Origin of the sequence: Tenacibaculum gallaicum (assembly GCF_003387615.1) — a bacterium.
In the GTDB taxonomy this organism is placed as follows: domain Bacteria; phylum Bacteroidota; class Bacteroidia; order Flavobacteriales; family Flavobacteriaceae; genus Polaribacter; species Polaribacter gallaicus.
The window spans coordinates 348,293-362,429 of record NZ_QUNS01000003.1 but is presented as its reverse complement, the minus strand read 5'-3'; the positions used below and the strand labels follow the sequence as shown (position 1 = coordinate 362,429).

Below are 14,137 nucleotides of genomic sequence, written 5' to 3'. Positions count from 1 at the left end.
TTAATAACAATGACAAACAAATTTTTTACACTCATATTATTAGCAACTATGTACTCGTTTATCAGTTGTGGAAGTGATAATGATTTACCATCTGAACCAATAAAAGTGGTAATAGAGGGGGCAGATGTTAGCCCAGAAGTAGGAGGGCCTAATCAACCAAACCAAGTATATATTGATTTAAGTACTAATACAACAACAGAAGTAAAGAGAGATTCTTGGGATTTAGGATTTTATTCTGGAAATGAGTTTAGAGTTGCTATAAATGGTTCAATATCTATGGCGGCGGCTCAATTATCTACAACAGATATAGATGCGGTTAGTTCTTCAACTCAAGAAGTAAAAGATTTACAACCTCTAGTAAGAACGAATACATATACTGATGAAAGTGCCCCTTTTGTTGATCATCCTAGTGGTGATATAACAAAAACAGCAATCGCTGAAATTGAAGTAACAGAGGCAAATAATAAAGTATATTTAGTAAACCTTGGTTATGAAGTAGCAACAGATACACCAGCTACAGGTAGCTACTCAGCAAATGGAGATAAAAGAGGTTGGAAAAAAATTAGAGTCTTAAAAGAAGGAGGTGCCTATGTTTTACAGTATGCAGATTTAGATGCTACTACGCATAAAGAAATTGTAATAACGAAAACAGAAGGATATCACTTTACATTCTTTAGCTTTAATACAGAAGCTAAAGTAAATGTTGAGCCAGTGAAAGAAAACTGGGACTTAAACTTTACAATTTTCACAAACTTATTACCTAGTTATGGTCCGTATGTATATCCAGATTTTGTGGTAAATAATATAAAATCAAATGTAAAAGCGTATATGATAGATACAGAAAAAGAAAGTTATACATATAATGATTTTACCTTAACAGATGTAAAAACAGAAAATTTTGGTGATACTCAAACAGCTATAGGTAGTAGTTGGAGAGTAGGAGGTGGACCAAGTTCTTTACCTTCTCGTAAAGACACTGTTTTCTATGTAATAGAAGATACTGATGGAAATTTATATAAGTTAAAGTTTTTGGCATTAACAAATGACGCAGGAGAAAGAGGTTACCCTGAGTTTGTATATAGCTTATTAAAGTAAAGATTTATTTATTAAATTTTGTTAATTTTTGTTGTGAAAAGCTATCTAACCGAGAGGTTGGGTGGCTTTTCTAGTTGAAAAAAGGTTTAGTTAATGAGTTTCTCTGTCAGATATTTAGATGTATAGGATTCTTTATTTTTGGCTAACTCTTCAGGTGTACCCGCAAAAATTAAATTACCGCCTTTTTTACCACCTTCTAAACCAAGGTCGATTATGTAATCAGCACATTTAATTAATTCAATATTGTGTTCAATAACAATTATAGAATGTCCTCTCTCTATTAGTGCATTAAAAGAAGCTAGTAACTTTTTAATATCATGAAAGTGTAATCCAGTAGTAGGTTCATCAAAAATAAATAAAGCTTTGTCTTTTGTGTTTCCTTTTACTAAAAAAGAAGCCAGTTTTATACGCTGTGCTTCACCACCAGAAAGAGTTGAGGACGATTGTCCTAACTGTACATACCCTAATCCAACATCTTGTAAAGGTTTTAATTTTCGAGCTATTTTGGTTTGTTGATGCTCTGTGAAAAAAGCAACAGCATCATCAATAGTAAAGTTTAAAACATCGTCAATAGATTTTCCTTCAAAAGTTACTTCCAGTACCTCTTTTTTAAAGCGTTTACCACGACAGGTTTCACATTCTAAATGCACATCTGCCATAAACTGCATTTCAATTGTAACCTCTCCTTCACCTTTACAAACTTCACAACGACCACCATCAACATTAAAAGAAAAGTGTTTTGGTTGGTAGTTTCTTATTTTTGATAGTTTTTGAGATGAAAGTAACTTACGAATATCGTCATACGCTTTGATATACGTTACAGGGTTAGAGCGAGAGGAACGACCAATTGGATTTTGATCGATAAACTCTACATGTTTTAACAAATCAAAACTACCTGTAACATCTGTATGTTGCCCCAATTTTTCGCCATATCCAACTAGTTTTTTTTGCATCGCAGGATATAAGATTTTCTTAACCAAAGTACTTTTACCACTACCAGAAACCCCTGTAATAACGGTTAAATTATTAAGAGGAAAGGAAACATCGATGTTTTTTAAGTTATTCTCACGCGCTCCAATAATATCAATAGAGTTTTTTGAAATTCTTCTATTTGTGGGGATTTCAATTTGTAATTCTTCAGATAGATATTTAGCTGTAAGAGACTCAGATTGTAGGATATCTTCAAAAGTTCCTTCGGCAACAACATTTCCACCATAAGTTCCTGCTTCAGGACCGATATCAATAATATAATCGGCTTCTTTCATAATGTCTTCATCATGTTCTACCACAATTACGGTGTTACCTAAATCACGTAAATTTTTTAAGACACCAATCAGTCTTTCTGTATCTTTTGGATGCAATCCTATACTAGGTTCATCTAAAATATACATAGAGCCCACAAGTGAACTTCCTAAGGAAGTAGCCAAATTAATTCGTTGACTTTCTCCGCCTGATAATGTGTTAGAAGTTCTATTTAACGTAAGATAATTTAAACCAACATCCGTTAAAAATTGTAAGCGATTATTAATTTCGGTAAGTAAACGTTTGCCAATTTTTTCTTCATATTTATTTAATTGAATGCTATTAAAAAATACTGCTAATTCATCTAAAGGTAAGGTAACTAACTCATCAATAGTTTTACGATATACTTGAACATAGTTAGCTTCTTTACGTAAACGTTTTCCGTTACATTCGGTACATTTTGTTTTTCCGCGGTAACGAGAAAGCATTACGCGGTTTTGAATTTTATAACTTTTTTCTTCTAATTTTTTAAATAGATGATTAATTCCTTTGAATTTTTTAGTTCCGTTCCAAATCAAATCTTTTTGTTCTTCAGAAAGTTCAAACCATGGTTTATGAATAGAAATTCCGAATTCCTCGGCATTCAGAATTAAATCATTTTTATATTTTTTGTAACTATCTGTTTTAAAGGGAAAAATAGCATTTTCGTAAATAGATAATCCTGTGTTTGGGATTACTAAATCTTCATCAATACCAATTACATTTCCATAGCCTTCACAAGTAGGACAAGCTCCGTAAGGGTTGTTAAAACTGAATAAATGTGTGTTAGGTTCTAAAAAATAAATTCCGTCTAACTCAAATTTATTGCTGAACCCAGCAATACTATTATCTGATAAATTCTCAATACAGCAAATTCCTTTCCCTTCAAAAAAAGCAGTTTGTACGGCATCACCTAAACGGTTGTAGAAATCTTCTTCGTCTTTTACAACAATTCTATCAATAACTAACTGTAATTCATTTCCTTTAAAATCTTTTATAGGAAATTCATCAATTCTGTATACAGTGTCTTGGTATTTTAAACGAGCATATCCTTGCTGAGTTAATACTTGCAAAACAGTTTTTAGGTCTCTATCTTTACTAATATGTATTGGAGCGAGTAATAATAATTTAGTACGTTCTTCAAAAGTTTTTACATGCTTAATAACATCAGAAACGGTATGTTTTTTTACTTCATTACCAGAAACAGGAGAGAAAGTCTTACCAATACGGGCAAATAGTAACTTGATATAATCGTAAATTTCTGTAGAGGTGCCCACTGTTGAACGTGGGTTGGTAGAGTTTACTTTTTGTTCAATAGCAATGGCTGGAGCAATTCCTTTAATATAATCAACCTTAGGTTTGTGTAACTTCCCTAAGAACTGACGAGCATACGAACTTAAACTTTCAACATAACGTCTCTGCCCTTCGGCATACAAAGTATCGAAAGCCAAAGAAGATTTTCCAGATCCTGAAAGCCCGGTAATTACTACTAACTTATTACGAGGAATAACCACATCAATGTTTTTTAAATTGTGCAGTTTAGCCCCTTTTATTATAATATTTTCCTTAGGGTTAACAGTTGAAATATCAGTCTTCATATGCTCGAAAAAAATAAGCGATAAAAATACGGTTTTCTATTGGTTAAAAGAAAAATAAATGTTGCGTAAATAAGTAAGGTACCTAAAGCTTTTAGGTACCTTACTATGAGAATAATTTTTTCCAATAAAAATTATTATTTTTCTATTAATTCTACATCATAACCTCCATTAGCAGCGGCAATTAATTTATCTCCCTTATTACCAATTCTGGGGTGTAATGCTTCAGGAACTTTAGGTGCAACAGCGTAAAATTTACCTCCATTTTCATTTTCAGGTTTCCAAGAAACAGCTTTAGAATCATGATTGCTTCCAAATATTCTACGAAAATCACCTACTAGTCTGTAATCTATTCTCTTCCCTTTTTTCTTGTCTCCATTTGGGTAAAAAGCCCATGTATAATATCCTTTTTCAACTAAACTTTTAGTGGATTTGTTAATAAGTATGGCATCTTTTTCATTGTCAACAATTATCATATCTAATTCTTCCTTTTCTTTAGAATCTTTAGGGTACCCTAAGTATTTGTTTTCTGCAAGCCTCATAATATATCTTTTGCCTTTTGGTCCTTTAAGAAGGGTTAAGTTTTCTGGATCTGTAGTCATTTTTTCCATTTTAATATAAGTTTATAGTTACTTCCTACTCATAAGGCTTTTCGGGGGCGCCTCGTTTTTATAGTAGTTTCTGAACTCTACGTTTGGTTAAGTAGAAAACTTGGATAGCGCTATTTGTTGTTTTCTGAGATAAAACTATCTTTTAAAACAGTTGTAAATAAGTTAAATGTTGTGAGTAGGAGAGTTTATGTTGTGAAACAGACATATTTGAGAAGAAAAAAAGGTATGACTATTTTAATACCAGTTTGTCTTTGACAAACATTTTTATAAAATTGAACTATTTTTTTCTCAGACGAGGCAAAAGACTGAAGGGTGTCCCAGTTATAATACAGTTTATAATTATGAGTAATTGTAATTTTTATACATAAAAACTCCCTCAAAAGAGGGAGTGAATATAAAATTGAAAATATTTTATATAATCGTTTTTCGTGTTCTAAAATGATTATATGGATCTTCAGAATAAGTTTCTTTAATTTCTTTTAAACGTTTATAACTTTTATCAAAATATGTTTTAGTAGGTATAGAACTGTCTTTGAAACTAATAAAAGCACCTGATGTGTTTGGTATATCAAAGTCTCTGCTTGCTTCAATCCAGTCTAAAGCACGATTCGTTCTATCATATACAAAATTATCTTGAAATTCATTTTTTAATTCTTCTTTTTCATTCCACCAACATTGGTACTGAATAGTGTATAATTTATCCTTATAAGGAAAAGCATTATTAGTAGTGGCTATATTATTTTTATAAAAATCACCTACAATAGCTCCAAGAGTAACATAATTAAATAGACCTAAAGCTCTATTACCATCCAATAATAAGTCTGAAGAAAGACTTTCCAACAGTTTTTGATACCCGTTTTCTCCGTTAGCATCTAATCCATCTTTATTAACTAATCTGGAAGTAATTTTATGAGGAGCAGGATCATCTTCATCGGGTTGTAATGGAGTGCCTTGCAAATTAGCAGACATTTTAAGTCTGATTTTATGTAGAGATTCCCTGTCCCAAGAACTCATTAACCGTAATCCGTATTCTTTATCTCCATAATTAGTACCTGTAGGAGGTTTTATACAGATAGTGCTAGGTTTTAGTTCTCCAATAAAGTTCTCTTCTATAAACTGTTCAAGGCTATCTTTTGTACCTTCCCAATAGCCATAAAAAACACAGTTATGAGAAATATTTGAAGGAACTAATTTGTTTGTTTCCCATGGTCTTCCATTTATTTTCAAGTTCGTTCCAGTAAGTTGAGGTGTTTCCGTAGACTTAATTATATCTTCCCATTTTTGTAATACTTTACGTGTTGGAACCTTTTCATTCAATTTATCTGGGTAGTCATCTTGGTATGGATTCCAAGTTAAATCAAATCGGTGCAAAACAGGTGGTAAAGGAAAAGTTTGAATACGTAATTCTGTAACTATACCATAGCTCATACCACCACCGCCTCTTAATGCCCAAAGTAACTCAGGAGTTTCCTTGCCTTTTACATCGATTTCATGTAAAGTTCCGTCTCCTAAGATAATATTAGCGCCTACTAAATGTTCACAACACATTCCTGTTTTTCTAGTCCAAGGTCCCCAGCCCCCTCCCATAGTGAAACCAGAAATTCCAACGGTGGCACAAGTTCCATGAGGAATCATTACATCATGCTTTGCCAATTTACTAGTTAAGGTTTGAAAACGAATACCAGGTGGAATATGAGCTATTTTGGTAACTGGATCTATTTTTACCTGTTCTGCCTTGCTCATTTTTGATACGTCAATCAGAACAATATTGGTTCCTGTACATTCACCTTCATGATCGTGACCTCCTGCTCTAACTTTAATAGGGAGGTTATTGTTTTTAGCAGCCTGATAAGTGACTAACACATCAGATTCTTGTTCGCAGAAAACAATGACAAAAGGATTAAACTGTAAACGCCTGTTAAATATTTGACTTTTTTGAATGTGCCTATAAACATTATCTAAATCTCCCCAGTTAGTGGATATTTCAATAGTTGATGAAAGTTTTTGTCGAAGCTCTTTTAAAAAAGAATCAATGTTTTCTTTTAGTAATTCTGATGTTGTGTTTGGAGTTGTTTTTATCATTATAATTAAGTTTAGGTTAGTTTAACGAATAATTGTTTACTCTTTTTTCATAAGCTAATCTGTCTTTTTTAATATATCAATTTTTCCTAAAAAGATGTTGTGTATATACCCTTTTGGTTAACTAAGATGAGAACCTTGAGAGCATATTATTTTAAAATAGAAAAGTCTTTTATAACTTTTTTATACTTTTCGCTAAAATGTACTGTATGATTATTTTTTAATAATAAAGAGTTATCTCTAAAAATAATTTGTTCAATTGTATGAATGTTTACGATATATTTTCGATGTATCTGTTGAAATACAGTTGTATTTATATACTTGAGTATTTTGGCTAAAGAAATTTGAATTACAAATTTTTCAAGTTCAGTAATTATCGTGCAGTATCTATTGTCAACTTCAATGTATATAATAGAAGATAAAAGCACCTTTTTCATAGTACTTCTTTTTTTTATAAATAAATACTCTTTGGTAACAACAGTATCTTGACTTGTACTAGCAAATACATTAGCTTGCTCATAAAATTTTTCAATAGCCATTTCAATAGCATATAAAACCTCTAGTTCATTAAAAGGTTTTAGTAAAAAACGATATGGCTTGGTAAGTTTTGCACGTTCAAAAATTTGACGATCTTTTGATCCTGTTAAAAATATAAATGGCTTTAATGAGTTGGGTACGGTAGATATTGTTTCAGCAAAGGTGATACCTTCTGGGTTTTCTCCTAAAAAAACATCAATAATCACCAAATCTATAGGTAGTTTATAAAACATTGTAAGTGCTTCTTGGTAATTTATAGCAATTCCTACAACGGTGTATTCGTTTTTTTCTAGTGTACTTTTAAGTTCAGAAGCCACATCAATATCATCTTCTATAATTAAAATATGTATAGTGTCCATTGTTAAATAGGTTTAGGAAATGTAATAATCATTTTTGTGCCCTTGTTTACAGTACTCTCAATTTTAAGTGTAGCATTGTTTTTTAAAATTAATGTTTTGCATAATTGAATACCTAAACCAGTTCCAATTTCTTCTTGGTTTTTCTTTTTACTGAGTAAAGAAGTTTCTTTTAATAATTCTTTAATAACTCTAGGGCTCATTCCTACACCAGTATCTTCAACAACTAAACATTCATACGCATTATTTTTAGCGTAATTATAAACAGAAATGGTGCCTTGTACTTTGTTATATTTAATACTATTGTCTAACAAATTTCGAATAATAATTTTCAAAGAATCTAAATCCGCTAAAATAAAAGAGGCAGGAGTTATTTTATTTTTAAAAATAATCTCTTTATGATCAAATAAAGGTTGGTAGTTAAAAGATACTTGTTGCATTACAGAAAATAAATCTACCGACTCGATATAAAAATATAGTTGTTTGGTTTGTAATGTAGCCCAATGTAACAAGTTTTCTAACAAATTATAAGAACTATTGGCTATAGTAGCATTTTTGGTTACTATGGAGTCTAAGACATCATAATTACGATGTTGTATTTCATGTAAAAGCTTTGAATTACTTTTTTGTAATAAGTTAACAGAAGAACGTAAATCATGACTTACGATAGAAAGTAATTTATCTTTTGTACGATTTAAAAGGTTTAGTTCTTCTTTTTGATGTGTAATTATTTGATGGTTTTTGTTTTTTTGAATATAAAAGTAAATGCTAATAATTAATAGGAAGAGTAGGAGAGAGGATGAAACGAACAAACTGTTTCTCTGGCTTTCCTTTAATAGGCTTTGAGAAGCCAATACATCAATTTCTTTTTGTTTTTGAGTAATGGCAAGTTTTTTTTCAAACTGAGCAACCGACCATATTTTTTGCTGATTGGTAAGCGAATCTTTCCATTTTTCGTATTCTTTTCTATAGGCTAAAGACTTGGTTAAGTTTTTTCTATTCTCTTCAACTATAGACATATTTAGAGAAGCTTTTCTTTTTATTTCAAAATCTGAAACTTTTTGAGAGAGTTGGTATGCTTTTTCAAAATAAGGAATGGCAATATCATCTTTATATTGCACATAATACACATTGGCAATATCCATATACGAACCAATTAAACGCAAAGTATCTTTGTTTTTCTCTTGTAGTTGAGTACTTTTTAAAAGTAAAGAAGTGGCTTTTTCATAATCTGAAAGATGAAAATAAGCAATACCAATATCGTGAATAACAGAACTTTTATTGTAGTTAATTATATTAGAGTCTGTTATATTATTTAGTTGTTCAAAGTAAGAAATAGCTTCTTTATAAGAGCCTTTTTCTAAAGCAATGCCACCTAAGTTTCGTATTATTTTATAATAAAAAGGAAAGTTAGTAGTTACTTTTTCATATTCTTTTAAGCTTTCTTTATATATTTTTTTCTTCATAAAACTATATCCACGCATATAATGAATGTAGTTACTAATGTTTTGTTGTTTGTTTAGCAATAGAGCTTTAGATGAGAAAACTAGTACAGAATCCCACTGTTTTTCTATAAAGAAATGGGAAGACTTAATAAAATTATTTTCTCTTAATCCAAGCTTATTAATTTCCTTTTTGAAAAAGTAAAATTGATCTTTATTCTTTTCCTGAGGAAAAATAAAAGAGTACAAAAACAACAACGTTATAAACAAAAACGTTTTGTTACATTTCATATGTAAATTTATTAACTAGTTAGTCAGTTGTTTGCACCGTTGTTTCAGTTCCTCTAGAAGTTTTAGGGTCGATATTCCAAATAAAAGCTTGAATAACCTTTATGTCGCTTAAGCTAATATGAGAAGGAAAATCACTAGTACTATTTGTAGTAAAATTTACAGTATAAGCTCTATATTCATTTGGGCTTGGGTAGTCTCTTAAAATCTTAGCTTGTTCTTGGCTACAAGATAAAAATAACTGTAATTTACAATTACCAAAGTTGCTAATAGAGAATAGTTGATGAACATTTACAGATGATAGTTTTTCTTGTGAGTCTACAAAAAATAAAACCTTAACGTTTATGGCTGTTTTTGTAGCGTTAAATTTAGCTTCTACTAAAGAAGGTAAAGGTTGTTTAAAATTATTTTCAAAGGTAATATGACCAGTAGCTAAAATATTTTTTTCTTGAACTTTTAGAATTAGTTCTCCAGGTGGATAAATGATTAACTCAGGTGAGTTTATATTATTGTTCATAGTTTCGGGGGTAATTTATGGTTAAACTTACTATAAATATAAATAGTTTAAGTGATAAGTAAAGTAATATAGATGAATTATTCGTGCTATTTTTAGAGTAGTTTTACTATTTATGGTAAATTTTTAAGACATTATTTGTATTTATTGATAAAAAAATGAATATTTGTAACTCGTTACTAATCAATAAACAAAAGCTTATAGGAAAATAATTACTTTTTTAACTTAATATCCCCTAACTAGAAGACAATTAATAAGTTGTTTTCAAAAAAAGTAATTATTATGCAACACATTGTAGATGATAGTGTATTAGTAAAGAACTACATAAATGGTAATGAATATTCCATAGAATTATTGATTAAACGTCACCAACAACGACTTTATAGTTTTATTTATAGTAAAGTACAAAATAGAGATACTACAGAAGATATTTTTCAAGATACCTTTATAAAAGTTATTCGAACGCTAAAAAAAGGAAATTATAATGAGGAAGGTAAATTTTTACCTTGGGTTATGCGTATTGCCCATAACTTAATTATTGATTTTTTTAGGAAGAATAATCGTATGCCTACATTTAATAATACAGAAGAATTTGATATTTTTTCGGTATTAAGTGATGGAGCATTAAATGCAGAGGGAAAAATAATAAAAGAACAGATTTTAAATGATGTTAAAGAGTTAGTTGAAGAACTACCTGAAGAACAAAAAGAAGTTTTAAAAATGCGTATTTATAACGATATGAGTTTTAATGAAATATCTGAAAATACAGGAGTTAGTATTAATACAGCACTTGGTAGAATGCGTTATGCTTTAATCAATTTGAGAAAAATAATTGAGAAAAATAAAATTATCTTAGTTAGTTAGACAATATTTAGAAAAAAGCATCGTTAAATCATTGATAATAAGTAATAATAAGGGATTATATATGATGCAAATTTACTCTAAGAAGTCTCCTGACTTTAAAATGGAACCTAAACAAGAAACAGTTCAATATTTGATTAATTTTTCTAAATCGCTAACAGTAGTTAAAACAAAATCAAACTATCTCATTGAATTGAATTTGAATTAAGAGTGGAAAAAGCTTCAACAAGGTTGGGGCTTTTTTTATACTCTCTTTTTATTATAATCGTCTATTACCGATTTTCTCCCAATCGTTTTAGTAATTACGTCGTTCTCTAACTTCCAACCACGCGCAGGTGAGAATTCTCGCCCATAATAAATAATTTGTAAGTGAAGTTTATTCCATAATTCTTTTGGAAACAAACGCTTAGCATCTTTTTCGGTTTGTGCAACATTTTTTCCGTTAGTTAAGTTCCAACGATACATCAATCTATGAATATGTGTGTCTACAGGAAAAGCAGGAATGTTAAAAGCTTGTGACATTACCACGCTAGCAGTTTTATGTCCTACTGCAGGTAATTCTTCTAAAGCTTCCATATCAACAGGAACTTCACCATGATGCTTTTCAATTAAGATTTTAGATAAACCGTGAATTCCTTTCGATTTCATAGGTGATAAACCAACAGGTTTGATAATTTCTCGAATTTCATCAACGGTAAGTTTTACCATGTCGTACGGATTATTAGCTTTTTCAAATAATAATGGTGTAATTGTATTTACACGAGCATCAGTACTTTGAGCAGACATCAATACAGCAATTAATAATGTGTAAGGGTCTTTATGGTCTAAAGGAATAGGAGTCTCAGGATATAACTCTTCTAAAGTATCTATAACAAATTGAACTTTTTCTGCTTTAGTCATCGCTTTATATTGTTTGAAAAAATCAAAGGTACAAAGAAGCTTTGTATGTTTTATGGATAATCAAAATCAACTTTGTAACTTTGACTTAATAACTTTGAAACAATATAATATGACAACACTAAAAATAGGAGATAAAGCACCAAATTTTGAATCGGTAGATGAGAAAGGAAACGCTGTAAAACTATCTGATTATTCAGGAAAGAAATTAGTATTATTCTTTTACCCTAAAGCGAGTACACCAGGTTGTACAGCAGAAGCTTGTGACTTACGCGATAATTACAAAACGTTTTTAGCAAAAGGATATGACGTTTTAGGGGTAAGTGCAGACTCAGCAAGACGTCAGCAAAACTTCATTAATAAAAATGAATTGCCTTTTCCATTATTAGCCGATGAAAGTAAAGATGTAATCAATGCGTTTGGTGTTTGGGGACCTAAAAAGTTTATGGGTAGAGAGTATGACGGAATTCATCGCACCACTTTTGTAATTGATGAAAATGGAGTGATTGAAGATGTGATTGCGAAAGTAAAAACTAAAGAACACGCTAACCAGATATTAAAGTAGTAGTTAAATATATCTAGTAAAAAGAAAAAAGTCGAGTATTTACTCGACTTTTATTTTTTGTAACTTTAAATCTTTTATAGGAGGAGCTTTAAGTTCTTTTTGTAATTCTTTGCTAGTTTTAGAACTTCCATCATGACTCCATCCGGGAGGCATAAATACATATTTTAAGCGTGTTGCTAACGGCAACTCTTTTTTTCGTTTGAAGAAATCTTTAAAAATCTCTTTCCACTCGTGAAATATAATATTAATAGGACCTTTATTCTCTAAAGGTTTCGTTAAACCATAACGTAACTTTTCATATTCAGTTTCATCTTCTTCTGCCTGAAAAGTACCAAAAATACGATCCCAAATAATCAACACCATTCCCATGTTTTTGTCTAAATACTTCGTGTTGGAAGCATGATGAACCCTATGGTGAGATGGGGTAACAAAAATATATCCCCACCATCCTAATTTACTTTTAATAAAGTTGGTATGACATAATGTTCCATAGTTTTGATTCATGGCGTATGCAAACATAATATGTAGTGGCATAACTCCAAGAAAAGCTAATGGTAAAAAGAACATATATCTAAACAAAGGTTGTAAAACAGGAGACCTGAAACCTGTTGAAATATTGTAATACTCAGAGTTATGGTGAGTTACGTGTACGGCCCAAAAAAATCGTGAATGATGATCTACATAATGGTGTACATAGTACAAAAAGTCTTGGCCAATAAAAGCCAACAACCAATATGCCCACGACATATTACCTTCCCAGTCAATAATTCTGTATTGATAACAAAAGCCCATAATAGCAAATGAAGCTACCTTCATTAATAGGTCTAAGCTAAAATTAACTAAGGCAAAGTAAACATTAGTGGTAGTATCTTTAAAATCGTAATTTTTTGCTTTAGCTCGATAGCTAAAGTACATTTCGAGAAAAATTACTGAGATGAAAAAAGGAGCACTCCAGTAGTATAATATATCTTGATTAAATATGTTGCTCATGCTATTTTTTTAGAGTACAAAAATATTCAATTTTACCCAATTTTACTGTTAAATTTTATAGTCTTTCTTCAACCCAGCTTTTAAAGCTATAAAAGTTCTGAGGGGCTACACCATGACCTACAGGATATTCAGAATATTCATTATTTAAATTGAAGTTTTTCAATAAAATAGGAGCTTTACGTGCCCAATCTATAGGAAGAACTTGATCTACTGTTCCATGAGAGATATAATAATCTGTTGTAATAGATTTGTCTATTTCAGTAGGTAATAACTCTTCATTAATATAGCCGCTTAATGCTACTACGTGTTTTACCTTGTTAGGGTATTTAAAACTTAGCGCATAACTTAAAATAGCACCTTGGCTAAACCCTAATAAAAATGTTTTATCAGGGTTTGTGTTATATTTTTCTTTGATTTCATCAATAAATGAAGCAATCTTATCAACAGATTTAGCTGCTTGTTTTAAATCAGAAAACTTACCGTTAACTGAGTCAAAATTGATAGCATACCAAGCATAACCACCATAGCCCATATCATGAGGAGCTCTAGCACTTACAATTAATAAATCGTCTGGTAGTTCTTCAGCAAATGAAAATAAATCTTGTTCGTTACTACCATACCCGTGTAATAAAATTAATAATGGAGGAGTAGCATTTGAGACTTTAGGTTCTCTTACAACGTAGTGTAAACTCATGTATTAAATTCCTTTAAATAAGTTTTGAAATTGCTCTCCAACAACTGGTACGAGTTTTTTTTCTCCTTTTAAAACAGCTAAAAGGCTAATTAGCCAAAGTACAAATAATAATACTCCAACAACCCAACCTATTGTGCTTCCTAAATATTTATAAACAATCCACATATTCGCCATGTACAATATGTTTAAACCAAGCATTTGTCTAATATAAAAGCTAGCAAAAGCATTTTTATTGTTCATATTTAAAACAAAAGCAATGATAAGTCCTATAACTGTGAAGTGACTGATAATTGCAGGAGTTTTTCCTTCGTTTACTGTTTGGTTTTCCATAA

General features: G+C 30.6%; 13 protein-coding genes. 3 read left to right on the top strand and 10 right to left on the bottom strand.

Features of this window, described 5'->3' with window-relative positions:
• Positions 1 to 9 precede the first annotated feature (9 nt).
• Positions 10 to 1,095, top strand: a complete 1,086-nt coding sequence (locus C7448_RS08545) for an HmuY family protein (protein WP_115900942.1) — start codon at positions 10 to 12, stop codon at positions 1,093 to 1,095.
• Between the two features lie 86 nt (positions 1,096 to 1,181).
• On the opposite strand, the gene uvrA is transcribed toward C7448_RS08545, so the two are convergent.
• The 6 genes from uvrA to C7448_RS08515 all read right to left on the bottom strand — a co-directional run bounded on the left by uvrA (position 1,182) and on the right by C7448_RS08515 (position 9,801).
• On the bottom strand, positions 1,182 to 3,974 hold the full coding sequence (gene uvrA, locus C7448_RS08540) for an excinuclease ABC subunit UvrA (RefSeq protein WP_115900941.1): 2,793 nt from the start codon (positions 3,972 to 3,974) through the stop codon (positions 1,182 to 1,184).
• A 134-nt stretch (positions 3,975 to 4,108) separates the two neighbouring features.
• Positions 4,109 to 4,573 (bottom strand): hypothetical protein, encoded by a 465-nt coding sequence (locus C7448_RS08535; protein WP_147300513.1) that lies wholly within the window; start codon positions 4,571 to 4,573, stop codon positions 4,109 to 4,111.
• Positions 4,574 to 4,993: 420 nt separating this feature from the next.
• Positions 4,994 to 6,664, bottom strand: coding sequence for an FAD-dependent oxidoreductase (locus C7448_RS08530; protein ID WP_115900939.1), 1,671 nt, complete (start codon positions 6,662 to 6,664; stop codon positions 4,994 to 4,996).
• Between the two features lie 146 nt (positions 6,665 to 6,810).
• The gene (locus C7448_RS08525; RefSeq protein ID WP_115900938.1) at positions 6,811 to 7,557 is read right to left on the bottom strand and encodes a LytR/AlgR family response regulator transcription factor; all 747 of its coding nucleotides are present in this window, start codon (positions 7,555 to 7,557) and stop codon (positions 6,811 to 6,813) included.
• A gap of 2 nt (positions 7,558 to 7,559) precedes the next feature.
• On the bottom strand, positions 7,560 to 9,020 hold the full coding sequence (locus C7448_RS08520) for a tetratricopeptide repeat-containing sensor histidine kinase (protein ID WP_245939457.1): 1,461 nt from the start codon (positions 9,018 to 9,020) through the stop codon (positions 7,560 to 7,562).
• A 286-nt stretch (positions 9,021 to 9,306) separates the two neighbouring features.
• The gene (locus tag C7448_RS08515) at positions 9,307 to 9,801 is read right to left on the bottom strand and encodes a hypothetical protein (protein WP_115900936.1); all 495 of its coding nucleotides are present in this window, start codon (positions 9,799 to 9,801) and stop codon (positions 9,307 to 9,309) included.
• A gap of 279 nt (positions 9,802 to 10,080) precedes the next feature.
• On the opposite strand from C7448_RS08515, the gene C7448_RS08510 reads away from it, so the two are divergent.
• Complete coding sequence (locus C7448_RS08510; RefSeq protein WP_211321899.1) at positions 10,081 to 10,662, top strand: RNA polymerase sigma factor; 582 nt, start codon at positions 10,081 to 10,083, stop codon at positions 10,660 to 10,662.
• Between the two features lie 240 nt (positions 10,663 to 10,902).
• Here the strand turns inward: C7448_RS08510 and C7448_RS08505 are convergent, their stop codons facing one another.
• On the bottom strand, positions 10,903 to 11,559 hold the full coding sequence (locus tag C7448_RS08505) for an endonuclease III domain-containing protein (protein ID WP_115900935.1): 657 nt from the start codon (positions 11,557 to 11,559) through the stop codon (positions 10,903 to 10,905).
• Positions 11,560 to 11,668: 109 nt separating this feature from the next.
• Between C7448_RS08505 and bcp the strand changes: the two genes are divergently transcribed.
• A complete protein-coding gene (gene bcp, locus C7448_RS08500) occupies positions 11,669 to 12,121 on the top strand; it encodes a thioredoxin-dependent thiol peroxidase (RefSeq protein WP_115900934.1) in 453 nt (150 codons plus the stop codon).
• A gap of 39 nt (positions 12,122 to 12,160) precedes the next feature.
• Here bcp and C7448_RS08495 read toward each other — a convergent pair whose 3' ends face one another.
• The 3 genes from C7448_RS08495 to C7448_RS08485 are packed head-to-tail and all read right to left on the bottom strand — an operon-like array spanning position 12,161 to position 14,135.
• On the bottom strand, positions 12,161 to 13,111 hold the full coding sequence (locus C7448_RS08495; protein WP_115900933.1) for a sterol desaturase family protein: 951 nt from the start codon (positions 13,109 to 13,111) through the stop codon (positions 12,161 to 12,163).
• Between the two features lie 55 nt (positions 13,112 to 13,166).
• On the bottom strand, positions 13,167 to 13,805 hold the full coding sequence (locus C7448_RS08490; RefSeq protein ID WP_115900932.1) for an alpha/beta hydrolase: 639 nt from the start codon (positions 13,803 to 13,805) through the stop codon (positions 13,167 to 13,169).
• Between the two features lie 3 nt (positions 13,806 to 13,808).
• Entirely contained in the window at positions 13,809 to 14,135 is a 327-nt protein-coding gene (locus tag C7448_RS08485) for a hypothetical protein (protein ID WP_115900931.1), read from the bottom strand.
• Positions 14,136 to 14,137 lie beyond the last annotated feature (2 nt).